Annotated in this window: 16 protein-coding genes; 2 read left to right on the forward strand and 14 right to left on the reverse strand. The window is 53.1% G+C overall.

Features of this window, described 5'->3' with window-relative positions; translation table 11 throughout:
• The first annotated feature begins 80 nt into the window (after positions 1 to 80).
• Positions 81 to 1,028 carry a DNA glycosylase gene (locus tag OXH16_22230; GenBank protein MCY3684123.1) on the forward strand — a complete coding sequence of 316 codons (948 nt, stop codon included), beginning with the start codon at positions 81 to 83 and terminating at the stop codon, positions 1,026 to 1,028.
• A gap of 6 nt (positions 1,029 to 1,034) precedes the next feature.
• Here the strand turns inward: OXH16_22230 and OXH16_22235 are convergent, their stop codons facing one another.
• The 14 genes from OXH16_22235 to OXH16_22300 form a co-directional block, all read right to left on the reverse strand.
• Positions 1,035 to 2,306, reverse strand: a complete 1,272-nt coding sequence (locus OXH16_22235; protein ID MCY3684124.1) for a hypothetical protein — start codon at positions 2,304 to 2,306, stop codon at positions 1,035 to 1,037.
• Positions 2,307 to 2,417: 111 nt separating this feature from the next.
• Positions 2,418 to 3,221, reverse strand: coding sequence for an ABC-2 family transporter protein (locus tag OXH16_22240; GenBank protein MCY3684125.1), 804 nt, complete (start codon positions 3,219 to 3,221; stop codon positions 2,418 to 2,420).
• 4 nt (positions 3,222 to 3,225) lie between these two features.
• Positions 3,226 to 4,056, reverse strand: a complete 831-nt coding sequence (locus tag OXH16_22245) for a hypothetical protein (protein ID MCY3684126.1) — start codon at positions 4,054 to 4,056, stop codon at positions 3,226 to 3,228.
• Positions 4,040 to 5,017, reverse strand: coding sequence for an ATP-binding cassette domain-containing protein (locus OXH16_22250; GenBank protein ID MCY3684127.1), 978 nt, complete (start codon positions 5,015 to 5,017; stop codon positions 4,040 to 4,042). The genes OXH16_22245 and OXH16_22250 overlap by 17 nt, the downstream gene beginning before the upstream one ends.
• Before the next feature lie 209 nt (positions 5,018 to 5,226).
• Positions 5,227 to 5,811, reverse strand: a complete 585-nt coding sequence (locus OXH16_22255; GenBank protein MCY3684128.1) for a NifU family protein — start codon at positions 5,809 to 5,811, stop codon at positions 5,227 to 5,229.
• A gap of 19 nt (positions 5,812 to 5,830) precedes the next feature.
• Complete coding sequence (locus OXH16_22260) at positions 5,831 to 6,313, reverse strand: Rrf2 family transcriptional regulator (GenBank protein MCY3684129.1); 483 nt, start codon at positions 6,311 to 6,313, stop codon at positions 5,831 to 5,833.
• A 28-nt stretch (positions 6,314 to 6,341) separates the two neighbouring features.
• Positions 6,342 to 6,653 (reverse strand): SUF system Fe-S cluster assembly protein, encoded by a 312-nt coding sequence (locus OXH16_22265; protein MCY3684130.1) that lies wholly within the window; start codon positions 6,651 to 6,653, stop codon positions 6,342 to 6,344.
• Between the two features lie 122 nt (positions 6,654 to 6,775).
• Positions 6,776 to 7,240, reverse strand: a complete 465-nt coding sequence (locus OXH16_22270; GenBank protein MCY3684131.1) for an SUF system NifU family Fe-S cluster assembly protein — start codon at positions 7,238 to 7,240, stop codon at positions 6,776 to 6,778.
• Positions 7,237 to 8,517 (reverse strand): cysteine desulfurase, encoded by a 1,281-nt coding sequence (locus OXH16_22275; protein MCY3684132.1) that lies wholly within the window; start codon positions 8,515 to 8,517, stop codon positions 7,237 to 7,239. The genes OXH16_22270 and OXH16_22275 overlap by 4 nt, the downstream gene beginning before the upstream one ends.
• Positions 8,514 to 9,839 (reverse strand): Fe-S cluster assembly protein SufD, encoded by a 1,326-nt coding sequence (gene sufD, locus OXH16_22280; GenBank protein MCY3684133.1) that lies wholly within the window; start codon positions 9,837 to 9,839, stop codon positions 8,514 to 8,516. Before sufD ends, OXH16_22275 begins: the two co-directional genes overlap by 4 nt.
• A complete protein-coding gene (gene sufC, locus OXH16_22285; GenBank protein ID MCY3684134.1) occupies positions 9,799 to 10,560 on the reverse strand; it encodes a Fe-S cluster assembly ATPase SufC in 762 nt (253 codons plus the stop codon). Before sufC ends, sufD begins: the two co-directional genes overlap by 41 nt.
• Before the next feature lie 25 nt (positions 10,561 to 10,585).
• Complete coding sequence (gene sufB, locus OXH16_22290) at positions 10,586 to 12,055, reverse strand: Fe-S cluster assembly protein SufB (protein MCY3684135.1); 1,470 nt, start codon at positions 12,053 to 12,055, stop codon at positions 10,586 to 10,588.
• Positions 12,056 to 12,192: 137 nt separating this feature from the next.
• On the reverse strand, positions 12,193 to 12,615 hold the full coding sequence (locus OXH16_22295) for a PqqD family protein (protein ID MCY3684136.1): 423 nt from the start codon (positions 12,613 to 12,615) through the stop codon (positions 12,193 to 12,195).
• A 39-nt stretch (positions 12,616 to 12,654) separates the two neighbouring features.
• Complete coding sequence (locus tag OXH16_22300) at positions 12,655 to 13,596, reverse strand: hypothetical protein (GenBank protein MCY3684137.1); 942 nt, start codon at positions 13,594 to 13,596, stop codon at positions 12,655 to 12,657.
• Between the two features lie 226 nt (positions 13,597 to 13,822).
• On the opposite strand from OXH16_22300, the gene lexA reads away from it, so the two are divergent.
• A complete protein-coding gene (lexA, locus tag OXH16_22305; GenBank protein ID MCY3684138.1) occupies positions 13,823 to 14,452 on the forward strand; it encodes a transcriptional repressor LexA in 630 nt (209 codons plus the stop codon).
• The last annotated feature ends 68 nt before the right edge of the window (positions 14,453 to 14,520 follow it).

Here is a 14,520-nt window from a genome sequence, read left to right on the forward strand (position 1 = left end):
ATGAAGCTGACTGCTGACTGCGCCTATCATAAGGAAACTTTTGTTTTTGTCAATATATATCGCATGGAGAGGATTAGATCATGGCAATGCATTGTTTTGAGGGTGTACTTGATAGCACATCGGTTAATATAGGATTGACACTGGGGTCGGGACAGGTGTTTAGGTGGGGGCGAGATGTCGATGGTTGGTGGAAGGGTATTGCTTATGGCGTGGTTGTGCATCTGAGGCAAATGGGAGACCAGATCCAATATCGCGCGTCGTCTGAGCGGGTAGCTACATACTGCGGCGAGATGGCGATTGATGATTTTTTGAGATGGTATTTAAGGTTGGATCTCATGCCCGGGATCAGAGTGCCGCGAGGGGATACCTATTTGCGAAGGGCGCGGGATTTGTTGAAGGGGTTGCAATTTGTCCGCCAGGATCCATTCGAGTGTATTATTTCTTATGTTCTCTCGGTTCAAGCACATATGTCGTTGACCAAAAAGCGGATCGGATTTATTGCGAGAACGCTGGGTGAGAGACGGGTTTTTGAGGGCGAGACTTACTGGACATTTCCAGAACCGGAGGCCCTGTCTGAGTTGGACAGCGGATTTTACAGGCGTTACCGTTTTGGCTGGCGTTCGGAGCGGGTGGCTGAAACCGCGCAGTTTATCGCCAGGTCGGTGAGCGATGGGGCGGATTTGGATATCTGGCGGTGTATTTCTGATGATTTGTACGCGTTACCCGGTAGTGGGGTTGGTATTAAGGTGGCGCGGTGTATCGATTTGTTTGCACTGGATCGGCTCTATGCTGTTCCCGTTGATACCTGGGTGCGAAAATTTGCCCGAGAATGGTACGGTGTAACGGGTTCAGATGCGAAGATATGCCAGTGGGGTGAGGCGCGATGGGGCAAGTGGGCGGGCTATTGCAATGAGTATTTGTTCGCGTATTATCGCGAGTTGTATGGGCCAACGCTGTACGATCGGGTGCTTTCTTTTGATGCTTCTGATGAGGCTTCAGCGGTGATGCCGTTTGAGGATACGGGATGATTGTTTTTACTCTCTCGCGTATTTGGGATTGCCAAAGCCGTCGTTGACGATGTGTGATCGAGCGGGGATTTCAGATTTTTCGGGAATGATGAGATCCAGTTCGGTACTGTTTTCAACGATTGTGCCGTCGCCCACGCGCACGTGATCTCCAAGGATGATTTTTCCCGGGTCTCGGGAACCAGAGCGCACGGTGCCGAGTACGACCGACGATGCGATTTGACAGCCGGTGCCCGTTTCGACAAAGCCGTAGATGTCTGTGCCACTGCCAATTGTGGAGCGGTCGCCAATGACGACGGGTCCGAGCAAGGTGGCGTCTGTGCCAATTCTTACGAAATTGCCAATGGTGGGATGTCGTTGCCGCGCTCTTCCTGTCAGTCCACCGAGTGTGCAGGGATAGATGATGCACCCGTAGCCTATGACACCTGTTTGACCGGTTGTGAGGCCGCGGTGCGGGTGTTCGAGAAAGTTGGCGTCTGCAATGGTGGTTTCCGGGTGTAGGTCGGCCTGATAATAGCGCCCGCCGAGTTCTGAAATGGCACGGGGCAGGAGGGGGATGGGCGTGCAGTTAAAATTTTCGACCACGCCGGTTTGCGTGAGGGCATTGGCGATGTCGTGATAAAACAGGACGCGCCATCCGGGATAGGCACTGGCGACGAGTTGCATCTGATATGCGAAGACAGATTGCAGACCCTTTTCGGCGAGGAATGCTTCGTAGAGATCAAAGTCGCGCGCTTCAATGGCTTTGTCTATGACGGGTGCAAATGTGAGAGCGGCGAGGTCGCTGTCATCCAGATTGTGTAATTTGCGTGAATACGCATCCCACACGGCGGGGTCTTTGAGCGAGGCAAAGCGGTTCCAGAGTGCGCGGGTTTTGAGTTGGGGCAGTCGAGAAATGAGCGCGAAGGCCGATTGGAGTGCGGCGTCTTCTATCGGACCGTTTTCGTCCTGTGCAGCTTGAAGCGATTGGTAGATCATGGCGTAGAGCTGGTCGGCAATTTCTTCGATGTTTTCAGTCAGGGTCGCCTGCGCGGCCTGGGACGCATTGTGGGAGCCTGGTGCGACGCATTCGAGCATGTTGCCGAGGACGGTTTCGAGCAGGTCGCGGTTGACAAAACCGCGACCCGAACGCTGCGAGAGAATCCCGCGGTTGATGGGGTCAATGCGCAGAGCGGCAAGTTCTTCTGCTGTGTAAATCGGTCGAATTTGCTCGATTACTTTTTCGAGGAGCGGGCGTTTGCGGTTTGCATACGCGGCGTCGAATAAGGTGGTGTTGTTCAAAGAAAACCTCTTTTGCGAATCTACGAATCAGCGAATCTACGAATCAACGGCGGAGTTTGTAACAACTTTAGGTGGTTGGGTGGGGTTCGTCTATTCGTCTATTCGTTGTATTTAACTTCCGGTGGAGCGATAATGACGCACACCGATTTTCCATATTTGGAGAGTAATAATGAGAAATATAATGCAAATCATGGGTGCGACCCACTGCAAGATCGCGGGCAAGCCCATGGGGTCGCCGCGTTCGAGGATTGCCAATGCCGGTAGGTAATTTACACACGCGAGGGGTATGATGTAAGTAAAAAATTTGCGAAACCAGATGCGGTAGATGGGCAAAGGGTACTGTGCGGTCTCTACACCGCCATAGGTCATGGTGTTCATGAGTTCGAGAGATTCGGTGGTCCAAAACGCGATGGTGGCTTGAATGACCATGAGGCCGATAAAGAGGCAAGCACCGCCAAATATGGCGGTAAAGACGAGATAGATTTTTGGTACAGACCACGCGATGTCGAGGGTGTAGCTTGCCCAGGAGAAGACAGCGATGCCCTGGAGCAGACGGCCAACGCGGCGGAGGGTGAGTTCATAGCCCGCGAGTTGCAGGGCGGTGCTGCGGGGGCGAAGTAAGAGGCGGTCGAAGTCGCCGCTTTTGACCATGGTGCCGAATATGTCAAAGCCGCGCGAGGCAGCGTCGGCAAAGGCGAAGGAGATGTTGATGAGGCCGTAGAGAAAGGCCACTTCGGGGAGGGCCCAACCCTGGATGTGTTTGAATCGCGCGAAGAGGGAGGCAATGGCGAGAAATTCGATGCCGGTGGTGAGGAAATGTCCAAATGAGAGCATGATGAATGATGCGCGATATTGCATTTGGCTGCGGATAGATTGGCTGAGATAGTGCATGTAGAGGCGGAGCGCGTTGGCCATCGCATTATCCTCCTTGCGCGACGAGGCGGTGAATACCGCGGGTGATGATGAGGTGCCCGGCAGTGATCAGCGCAATCAGATAGGCGATTTGAAACGGCAGGTGATACCAGATTTGTTCTGGTGGGATGTGGCCTATGTAGAATCGGAAGGGGATGTCCATGAGGTATCGAAATGGGAGGATGTTGATGGCTGTCTGTGCCCAGTCGGGAAAAAAGAGCAAGGGGATGATGATGCCACTAAAGAGCCAGGTCAAGCTACTCAGGAGTACGCCCAGGCCCTCGCCAGATATGGTCCACAGGAGGGCAATGGTCAGGAGATTGGTGATGGCTGCGCTGATGAGGACGGCAAAGAGCATCGATACGAGCCAGGCACATGTAGCCGAGATATTGGGAGGCATTTGCAGGTTGAAGAAGAGACTGGCTGTGATGAACATGGGGAGGGCGCGAAAGACGCCGGGCGCAGTGCGTTGCGCTATGGCGCGGCTGTACCAGAAGAAATACAGGTTGGTCGGGCGCACGAGTTCATAGACGACATTGCCCGAACGCACCATGGCGCGCACGTCGGGGTCGGCACCCTGGTAGGGAATGATAACGAGAAATGCCTGGCCGAGCCATATATAGGTGATGACTTCATCGGCGGTCATGGGTTGTGGCGCAGTGGTTGATCTGTAGAAGGCTTCAAAGATCATGACGCGGATGAGGCCCCAGAAGAGTTGGGTGCCGAATCCCGCGAATGCCGCAGCGCGGTATTGCAAGAGCGTGCGAAATCTGGCGGAGAGTACGGCTATGTACGGTTTGATGGCCAGCGATGATGTGCGGTTAGCGATTTTCGGCATAGAGACGCGAGATGATTTCTTCGATGGGGGTGTTTTCGACAAAGAGGTCGCGCACGGGGTGTTGCGCCGTGATGCGGGCGATTAAATCGGCCGTGGCAACGCGGTCGGGGTCAAATGTGAGATGTACGCGGTGTCCGTCGCGCAATACGACAGATGCGTCGGGGTCGGTGATGTCTTCTGTGCCTTCGAGATCGACGATGAGGCGGCGCTCTGTGGTGACGCGAGCGCGAAGGTTTTCGAGCGGGCCATCGGATAGTATCTGGCCCTGTCCGATGACCATTACCCGCGTGCAGAGGGCTTCGATGTCGTCCAGGTCGTGGGTGGTGAGGATGACGGTGACATCGCGCTCCTGGTTGAGGCGTTTGATGAAGTCGCGCACGGCGAGTTTGGAGACGATGTCGAGGCCAATGGTCGGTTCGTCTAAGAAGAGGATTGATGGACGGTGTATGAGGGCAGCGGCGAGGTCACAGCGCATGCGCTGGCCCAGGCTGAGCTGACGCACGGGTATGTCGAGGAGTGATTCGAGGTTGAGTATAGCGATCATTTCATCGCGGGTTTGCGCATATTGGTGATGGTCGACGCGATAGATGTCGCGGAGCAGGTCAAAAGATTCGATGACGGGCAGGTCCCACCACAACTGCGTGCGTTGCCCAAAGACCACGCCGATTTGTGCGACGTGGGCGATGCGTTCTTTCCAGGGGATGCGGCCGAGGATTTCACAGCGACCAGTATCGGGAACGAGGATGCCGGACAATACTTTGACTGTGGTGGATTTGCCCGCACCATTGGGACCGATATAACCGATGAGTTCGCCGGGTTCAATGGTGAAGGAGATGCCGTCGAGGGCCGTTATCTGGCGGTAGCTGCGGTGCATGACGCCGCGCAGCGCACCCCACACACCGGGCTGGCGCTGGGCAATTTGGAAGGTTTTGACGAGGTTTTCGACAATGATGTGGGGCATGGTTGGGGATTGAGGGCTTGATGGCCAGGCACAGGCGCACTTCTACATTTCACTTTTATAAGACAGGTATCTCGGCAAGTGTGTTTTGGTTTGTGGGAATTTTTTTAACTGGACGAATCCCGCGAGATGTGGTTTTGCATGAAAATAGCGTGCCCGATTCTGTATGTACGAATCGGGCACGCGCTTTTGTAGGGATGGCGTCCAAAGTTCTATTGTGTGGTCTGGTAATACGGGTTGGTGCCTTCGGCGTGGTCTGTTATATCTCGGATATTTGCGATTTCGGGGACGGCTTCTTTGATCATGACTTCCACGCCTTGTTTGAGGGTGACATCGACCATCCCACAGCCCTGGCATCCGCCGCCAAATTGGAGAAAGGCCGTGTCTTCTTTTACATCGACCAGTGATACGTGACCGCCGTGTGCGGCAATGCCCGGGTTGATTTTTTCGTCGATTACCATTTGGATTTTTTCGGCCACGCTGCCTTTGAGGTGCGGGGGCACTTTGTGCGGGTTGTCAATTTTGAAGCCGCGTCCCATCAGGCCATCGACAAAATCGAGTGTGATGTCCTGGGCATAAGGCACGCTGTTTTCGTCGATGTAAATTTTGAAGCCGTCGTAGGATATCGCGGTGTCGCGGTCGGTGTCCTGTCCTTCGGCCACGAAAGCGAGGCGGTAATTGGCCTGCAGAGGCGATGTTGCCTCGGCGGTGATGCGCACGCCTGTAATCACCTGTTCTTGCTCGTTTATCAAGCGGGTGATTTCTGTTTGTGCAACGTCTGTGACGGTGATGTCCATGGGGTTTCTCCTGTGTCAATTACGGCATTGTGACTTGTAAGAGTTCGTCTGCTTTGTGCGCGAGATGATTTTCGAGCTGGTGCCCATCTCCCATCAGGTCTTGCAATGTAATGCGGTCGAGCATCTGGTCAACCACAAATTGGATGGCGTTCCATAGGGAGCGAATTGAGCAATCGACAGCATGTGTGCAGCAGGCTTCATAGCCGGTGTGTTCATCGCAAAAGCCGTCGTTGAAGAATGGGTCGCCGAGGGCACCGAGCACATCGGAGATCAGGATTTCACTGGCGGGACGAGCCAATTTATACCCGCCGGCTTGACCGCGTACACTTTCGACGAGGTCGCCCAGGCGCAAGAGGCGGACGAGTTTGCCGACATGGGCGGTGGATAATCCTTCGGCGCGGCTGATTTCGGGAATCGAAATGCTGCCGCCGGTTTCAGATGCGCGCTGTGCTACCTGCATGAGACAGCGGAGGCCGTATTCTTCTTGTGTGCTCAATTTCATAAAAGAACCTTTTCATTGAGAGATATTGTCAAAACATGCCCAATTCGAGTTTGGCCGCTTCTGACATGCGTTCTGGCGTCCAGGGAGGGTCGAATACGAGGTCGAGTTTGACATCGTAAACGCCTTCGGCAGATCGGGCTGCGGATTCGACCTGTCCGGGCAAAATACCCGCGGCGGGACAGTTGGGGGCAGTGAGTGTCATTTGGACGTAGGTATTGCCGTCTTCTTCCACGTTGATCTCGTAGATGAGGCCCAGTTCGTAAATGTCAACAGGGATTTCTGGATCATATACAGTTTTGAGTGCTTTTACGATTTTTTCTTTTACGGCTTCGGTGTCGATGGGGCCTTCTGGCGGGGATTTTTCGGGCGGTGATTCCGGGGCTTCAATATTGTGAATTTCCTCAGTATGGTCGGAATCATCGCTGGATTCAGATGTGTCTTTGCGGAAGATGTTCAGGAGGCTCATGTGTCATCTCTTTCTGTTGTTATGGGGGTTTGGACATTGTCTATGGCTGCCCGGAGCGCGTGCCACGATAGGGTCGCGCATTTGATGCGGGTGGGATAGTCGCGCACGCCGGCAAAAACAAATAGTTTGCCCATCTGGTCGAGGTCGAGATTGCTGGATGGGTCGGTGAGCATCGCATGAAAGTCTTTGAAATAGGTTTCTGTTTCGCAGAGGGTTTTGCCTTTGATGGTTTCGGTCATTAAAGAAGCCGATGCTTTGGAAATGGCGCATCCCGAACCCTGAAAGCCAATGTCTTTTATGCGGTCGCCGTGGAGTTGGAGATAGATCTGTACTTTATCGCCGCAAAGGGGATTATAGCCTTTGGCAAAGCGGTCTGCTGGATCGAGTACGCGAAAATTTCTGGGGTTTTTGTTGTGATCCAGAATGAGTTGCTGGTAGAGTTCGCGCAAATCTGACATCAGCCAAAAATCTTTCGCACGGTGTGAAGGCCAGAGACCAGCGCGTCAATGTCTTCACGCGTGTTGTAAAATGCCAGGGAAGCGCGCGTTGCTGCGGGTATGTCGTAGTGTTTCATAATGGGTTGCGCGCAGTGGTGCCCAGCGCGAACTGCGACGCCGGCCTGGTCGAGAATGGTGCCCACATCGTGGGGGTGAATATCGGCGAGGGTAAATGAGAGCACGCCTACTTTGCGCTCGGCTGTGCCGATCAGGTTGAGGTCCGGCACGCCGCGCAGTGCGTCGTGTGCGTATTCCAGCAGATTGGCTTCGTATTTTGTCGCGCCATCAAAGTCGATGCTGTTGAGGTAATCAATGGCGGCTCCCAGGCCAATACTGCCCGCGATATTGGGCGTTCCCGCTTCAAATTTGTTGGGTAAGTTTCCGTACGTAATACTGTCAAAGTCAACGCTCTGGATCATGCTGCCCCCACCCTGGTAGGGCGGCATGGTATCGAGGTATGTTTCGCAGCCGTACAGGACGCCAATGCCTGTAGGTGCAAACATTTTGTGTCCCGAAAAGGTATAGAATTCACAGCCGAGGGCGCGGAGATCCACGCGCTGATGGGGCACGGCTTGTGCGCCGTCGATATGTACGGGCACGCCGTGGGCGTGTGCGATTTGCACCATTTTTTTTACGGGATTGACTGTGCCGAGGACATTGGAGATGTGTACGATGGAGACGAGTTTTGTGCGAGGGGAGAAAAGGGTTTGATATGTGTCCATGCAGAGTTCGCCCCGGTCGTTCATGGGGATGACGCGCAGTTTGGCTCCCTTTTCCCGGCAGAGCATCCACCAGGGGACGATGTTGGAATGGTGCTCCATTTCGGTGATGATGATTTCGTCGCCCTCGCCGATTTGATCGCGTCCAAAGGTTTGTGCAATGAGGTTGATGCCTTCGGTGGTTCCGCGCACAAAGATGATTTCTCTGTCTGAGGCCGCGTTGATAAAGGTCGCCACCTTTCTTCTGGCGGCTTCATAGGCATCGGTCGCTATTTGCGAGAGGTGGTGTACGCCTCTGTGTACATTGGCATTCTGGTCGGTGTAATAATGCGAGAGGGCATCGATGACTGCGCGGGGTTTTTGCGCTGTGGCGCCATTGTCGAGGTACACGAGCGGTCGGCCCTGCACTTGTTGGCCCAGAATGGGAAAGTCCGCGCGAATGCGGCGCACGTCAAAGGGCGGTGCTGGACGCACAACTGGCTCGGGCGGTTGGAGCGTTAAGATGTCCAGAGGCGAATTCATGCGATGTCCTTTGCATCGATGTGTTCGAGGCGGGTGTCGATTAAGTCGCTCAGGTGCGACCGCACGGGGGCAAGGGTCACGCGCCCGATAATGTCATCGGCAAAAGCGCGGAGCAAAATTTGCTTTGCCTCGGTTTTGGGGATGCCGCGCGCTTGCAGGTAAAAGAGCGCGTTTTCGTCGAGTTGGCCTATTGTTGCGCCATGCGAACACTTGACTTCGTCGGCGTAGATTTCGAGCTGGGGCTTGGTGTTGACGCGCGCGTTGTCCGAAAGCAGAATATTTTCGTTTTGCTGGTAGGCATCGGTGTGTTGCGCTTTTTGATGGACGTGAATTTTTCCCCGGAAAATCGCGCGAGAAGATCCTCCCAGAATTCCTTTGTAGAGTTCGTGACTGGGGCAATGGGGTTCGGCGTGTTCAAGCAGGGTGTAGTTATCGACTTGTTGGGATCCTTCGAGGGCATAAAGTCCATTGACGGTCGCTTCGCTGCCTTCGCCGCGCAGGTACGCGCTTACGTCGTTGCGAACAAATGCCCCGCCGAATGTAAAATCGTGAAAGGTCATCCTGCTGCTGCGCCCGAGTTGTGCCTGAAAATTGGCGACGTGCAAACCCGCTGTGCCCTGCAATTCGAGGCGGATACAGTTTACGCTGGCATTGTCGCGGGCGATGATTTCTGTGACTGCATTGGTAAAATAAGTCTCTGTGCCGGTTCCCACATAGGTTTCAACAAGTGAAAGCTGACTGTTTTCATCCGCGATGATCAGGTTGCGCGGATGAGATATTGTGGGGATTTCTGACGCCGTTGTGATAAAGAGGATATGCACGGGGGCTTCGACTGTGACGTTGCGCTGAACATGGATGAATACGCCATCGCGCATGAATGCCGTGTTGAGGGCGGTGAAGGCCAAATCTGTGGTTTGTGCGAGTTTGCCCAGGTGCGCTTTGACGAGTGGGTGGTCGTACACGTCGGCGAGGTTGGCGATGGTTATGCCTTCTGGTATGTCGGATGCGTGTTCTGGCGCATAATGCCCATTGACGAATACGAGGCGGATGCCCTGCAGGTCGGGATAGATGAAGGGTTCCAGTTCTGCATCTGCAAGGGTGGCAGGGGCTGCAGGCTCAAAGTTGGTTCTGATGAGCGCAGATGGATTCACGCTTTTCCAGGCTTCATCCGCTGTGGTGGGATATCCCAGGCGGTCAAAGTCGGCGATTGCCTGTTGGCGCAACGCTCGCAGTGGCTGGCCGTTGAGGCTGGATTCAAATTTTTGAATCCAGGATGTGTGATTAGACGCTGTGTGTCGCGTGTTCTTCTTTGATCCAGTCATAGCCTTTTTCTTCCAATTCCAGGGCGAGTGTTTTGTCGCCCGATTGCACGATGCGTCCGTCGAGCATAACGTGGACGAAGTCGGGCACGATATTGTTGAGCAAGCGCTGATAGTGTGTGACCACAATGGTCGCTTTGTCCGCGCTGTGGAGTGTATTGACGCCGTTGGCAACAACGCGTAGGGCGTCGATATCGAGTCCGGAGTCGGTTTCGTCGAGTATGGCGAGGCGGGGTTCTAAGACGGCCATTTGCAGAATTTCATGGCGTTTCTTTTCGCCGCCGGAAAAGCCTTCGTTGACCGAACGTTTGAGGAATTTTTCGTCCATTTCGACCAGTTTGAGTTTGTCGCGAATCAGCGCGAGAAAGTCTATGGCATCGACTTCTTCTTCATCTCTGGCCGTTCGAAGGGCGTTGAGTGCTGTGCGCAGGAAGTACGCGCTGTTGACGCCGGGTATTTCTACCGGGTACTGAAAGGCGAGGAAGACGCCATGTGCTGCGCGTTCATCCGGGTCCATATCGAGCAGGTCCTGGCCCTCGTAGATGACTTCGCCTTCTGTAACGCTATAGGCTTCGTGGCCTGCGAGTACCTGGGCCAATGTGCTTTTGCCCGACCCGTTGGGTCCCATAATGGCGTGGATTTCTCCCGCGTTGACCTTGAGGTCGATGCCGTGAAGAATTTCCGCGCCTTCCACACCTGCGTGCAGATTCCGAATTTCGAGCATGTTATTCCATTCCTTAAATTGTGATCTAACCGACACTGCCTTCGAGACTGATGCCGAGGAGTTTTTGGGCTTCGACTGCAAATTCCATGGGCAGTTCTGCAAGGACTTCTTTGCAGAAGCCATTGACGATCATTGAGACGGCGTCTTCTGTGGAGATGCCGCGCTGGTTGCAATAGAAGATCTGGTCTTCGCCTATTTTGGATGTGGTGGCTTCGTGCTCGACCTGTGCGGATGGGTTGCGCACGTCGATATAGGGAAAGGTGTGTGCGCCGCACTGGTCGCCGATGAGCATGGAGTCGCATTGGGTAAAGTTTCTGGCGTTGTGCGCGCCTTTGAGGACTTGTACGGCACCGCGATAGGTGTTTTGTCCGCGCAGGGCGGATATGCCTTTGGAAATGATGGTGCTTCGGGTGTTTTTCCCTATGTGAATCATTTTGGTGCCGGTGTCCGCCTGTTGTTTGAGGGAGGTGACGGCGACAGAGTAAAATTCGCCCACCGAGTTGTTCCCCTGAAGAATGCAACTGGGATATTTCCAGGTGATGGCCGATCCGGTTTCGACCTGTGTCCAGGAGATTTTGGAATTTTCGCCCCGGCAGGCGCCGCGTTTGGTGACGAAGTTGTAGATGCCGCCTTTGCCGTCTATGTCGCCGGGGTACCAGTTTTGGACGGTGGAGTATTTGATCTGTGCATTGTCGAGTGCGACGAGTTCGACTACGGCTGCGTGGAGTTGATTTTCGTCGCGCATTGGCGCTGTACAGCCCTCTAAATACGATACATAAGCACCCTCATCGGCGATGAGGAGCGTGCGCTCAAACTGTCCGGTGTTGGCGGCGTTGATGCGGAAATACGTCGATAATTCCATGGGGCAGCGCACGCCTTTGGGGATATAGCAGAAGGATCCATCGCTAAAGACTGCCGAGTTGAGGGCGGCAAAATAATTGTCGGTGTGTGGGACGACAGAACCGAGATACTTGCGCACGAGGTCGGGGTGATCTTGTACGGCTTCTGAAAAAGAGCAAAAGATGACACCTGCTTCGGCGAGTGTTTCCTTAAAGGTGGTGGCGACTGAGACGCTGTCAAAGACCGCATCGACAGCGACACCGGCCAGCATTTTTTGCTCTTCGAGGGGGATGCCGAGTTTTTCATAGGTGGCGAGCAGTTCGGGATCGACTTCGTCCAGGCTTGCGGGACCATCGCCTGCGTTTTTCGGGGCTGCGTAATACACGATGCTTTGATAGTCGATATCGGGGTAGGTGACCATGGCCCACTGTTCGCTTTTTTTGCGTTTGAGCGGGTCTGTCATGGTCAGCCAATGGCGATAGGCTTTTAAGCGCCATTCGAGCAGCCAGTCGGGTTCATTTTTTTTCTCAGAAATAAATCGAATGATGTCTTCATTCAGACCTGGAGGCGCAGATTCCTGCTCGATATCTGTCACCCATCCAAATTTGTAATCACCCGTTGCTAGCGTTTCAAGTTCCTGGGCCTGTGAACTCATTGTAGGACTCCTTTTGGGGTCTAAAAAGTAAGCCGTGCAATGGCAAACTTACCCAAAGCATACAAAAATGTCAAGATTAAAAAAATAAAAAAAACCAAAAACAATTTGTTGTAAAGTAACATATTAGAGGTGTTAAACTATCCCCATGCCTTGCCGCTGGCGCGCCTGCGACGCTTGCTACCGGGCAGGTCTTTTTTGGCAACGGCAAAGCCGAGTAGCCCTTTTTGTCCGAGCTTTTTGAGATAGGCGAGCAGGGATATTTCGGCCTCTTTTACATTGAGTTGGTGGGTTTTGCTCAGGCGTCTGATGATGGCTTCGACGGTTGTGCGTCCATCGCACATGTCCCAGACCTGTGCGCCAATTTCATCGAGTACCAGTGTTTTTTGTTGGGGAATCCAAAAGATTTTAGATAGCGTGCGCACTTTCCACGAATCGCCACGGGTGAGGGTGACGTGGATCTCGCCATTGTCGTTTTTTTCCCATTCTACCTGGTTGTTGCGAACGGGCTTGGATTTGAACATGGCGTCGCGGCCAATTTTGGGTTGTTTTTTGAATAGCATAACAGGACTCCGCGAATAGACAGGATAAACAATATTCTGTCAGGAAATGGCTTTTACATCCTTGCAATAGGCATCGAGGTTTGGGACACCTTCGGATTTTTTCCAATAGGTTTGTACAACAAAAATTTTATTGGTCTCCATATCGGTCCAAATTCGTCCCGAAAGATTCTGGCGGGGGCGCATATTCCAAAAGGGCAAGGGTTGGAGAAGGCCCTGCCATCGGCTTTTGGGGCGTCCATTGACCGAGAGTACGATGTTGGGATCCCGGGTTTGGATATCGGTCTCAACGTGAATATGTCGGAGGTCTTTTGTAAAAAATTCAACGTACCATTCATCGAGGTCTTTGCCGCTGAGGATTGTGCGCGCTAAGCTGAAGCGGTCAATATTGAGCCGCGTGCTGTCTTTTTGAAATCTCAAGCCTATATGCCCGGATTTGAGTTCAAAATTTTCGAGTTCGTATTCCGGGGGCGATTGACAGATCATATCGTAGAGTGCCCATGTCAGAGGATCGCCGGGTGGGGTGTCTTGAAGGGTGTTGAGGATGAGAGGTAGAACGGGGGCGAGGTTTTCATCTGTGCGCCCCATAATGCGAATAAAAATGAGGCGGTCCGAGGCGGGACTATACGTTGCGAGTGTGTGTACTGTGTAACGCGATTCCCAGATAAAATACTGGGTGTTTTGCATGGCGGGAAGGTCGAGGTCAATGGCTTGGGGGTTGCGTTCAACGCGAAGGCGACTTTTTTGTTTTTTGGCGTTTTTCGCCAGGCCTTCGATGTAGCGATCCACAATTTGCGCTACGCGGTCATCCCCTCGCGCTTCTTTCCATTCGAGTTCGAGGCGTGCAATTTGAGAATCGTCGAGGCGCACTTCGCCCGAGTTGGCTTCGCCAGATATTTTGCCCGGGTTCCATTCCGATGGTATGGTCAGGCCAATGCCATGCCAGGCAAAGGGTACGTATTCGTCAAATGTGAGGTTTTTCATGATGCTCTATCCATTCAGTGCTGTGATCTGCGCTTATAGAAATAAGATACAAGGGGGTATTTGCGGTGTCAAGAACGGTGTTTAGAATGGACGAAATGGGGAAAGATGATACATTTTTTGAGAATTATTTGAGATGAAAACTTGACGGATGCACGAACGTTCACTATATTCAAATGTGCAGGTTATGGATATGTGCATTTTAAAAAAATAAATAAGGAGGTGTGTTATGCGAAAAAAACTAACTGCGCGCCAACAGGAGATATACGATTTTATTGCCCAGGTGATTCGCAACCAGGGATATCCGCCTACGATCCGAGAAATTATGGAGGCTTTTGGCATTGCTTCTACCAATGGCGTGCGAACTACGCTGTCTGCATTGGAAAAAAAAGGGTATATTCGACGAACTGCCATGTTGTCGCGCAGTATTGAGTTGACGGATTATCAGGCGCGCGATGCATCGCTTTCCGGCGATGTGCGCGAAGTGCCGGTAATTGGGCGCGTTGCTGCCGGTGAACCGATTCTGGCAATGGAAAATATCGAGAGTACGCTTGCGGTCGATTCCGGGTTTGTACCGCGGGGCGATGTTTTTGCCCTCCAGGTTGAGGGTGATAGCATGCGCGATGCTGGAATATTAGACGGCGATTTTGTGCTCGCACGCCATCAAGAATCCGCCCATCAAGGCGAGATTGTCGTTGCTGTGATTGGCGAAGAAGCAACGGTTAAGCGCTACTATCGAGAGGGTTCGGAGGTCAAGTTGGTGCCCGAAAATGAAGCCTATCAACCCATTGTGGTGGGTGAAAGCCACGAGTCATTTCGCATTGCTGGCAAAATCGTGGGTTTGATGCGGTCTTTTTAGACGGGGCGGACGATCCGTTGATCCGTAGGTGCGGGTTGACAACCCGCACAGACTTTTTTTTGTTTTCT

This window comes from Gemmatimonadota bacterium (assembly GCA_026705765.1).
Classification (GTDB): Bacteria; Latescibacterota; UBA2968; order UBA2968; family UBA2968; genus VXRD01.

Excerpts from the sequence above, each read along its gene's own strand:
- sufD (MCY3684133.1), bottom strand. The coding sequence starts at position 9,839 with ATGACTGGATCAAAGAAGAACACGCGACACACAGCGTCTAATCACACA.
- lexA (MCY3684138.1), top strand. The coding sequence starts at position 13,823 with ATGCGAAAAAAACTAACTGCGCGCCAACAGGAGATATACGATTTTATT.
- sufC (MCY3684134.1), bottom strand. The coding sequence starts at position 10,560 with ATGCTCGAAATTCGGAATCTGCACGCAGGTGTGGAAGGCGCGGAAATT.
- OXH16_22255 (MCY3684128.1), bottom strand. The coding sequence starts at position 5,811 with ATGGACATCACCGTCACAGACGTTGCACAAACAGAAATCACCCGCTTG.
- OXH16_22300 (MCY3684137.1), bottom strand. The coding sequence starts at position 13,596 with ATGAAAAACCTCACATTTGACGAATACGTACCCTTTGCCTGGCATGGC.
- OXH16_22260 (MCY3684129.1), bottom strand. The coding sequence starts at position 6,313 with ATGAAATTGAGCACACAAGAAGAATACGGCCTCCGCTGTCTCATGCAG.
- OXH16_22230 (MCY3684123.1), top strand. The coding sequence starts at position 81 with ATGGCAATGCATTGTTTTGAGGGTGTACTTGATAGCACATCGGTTAAT.
- OXH16_22245 (MCY3684126.1), bottom strand. The coding sequence starts at position 4,056 with ATGCCGAAAATCGCTAACCGCACATCATCGCTGGCCATCAAACCGTAC.
- sufB (MCY3684135.1), bottom strand. The coding sequence starts at position 12,055 with ATGAGTTCACAGGCCCAGGAACTTGAAACGCTAGCAACGGGTGATTAC.
- OXH16_22250 (MCY3684127.1), bottom strand. The coding sequence starts at position 5,017 with ATGCCCCACATCATTGTCGAAAACCTCGTCAAAACCTTCCAAATTGCC.
- OXH16_22240 (MCY3684125.1), bottom strand. The coding sequence starts at position 3,221 with ATGGCCAACGCGCTCCGCCTCTACATGCACTATCTCAGCCAATCTATC.
- OXH16_22295 (MCY3684136.1), bottom strand. The coding sequence starts at position 12,615 with ATGCTATTCAAAAAACAACCCAAAATTGGCCGCGACGCCATGTTCAAA.
- OXH16_22275 (MCY3684132.1), bottom strand. The coding sequence starts at position 8,517 with ATGAATTCGCCTCTGGACATCTTAACGCTCCAACCGCCCGAGCCAGTT.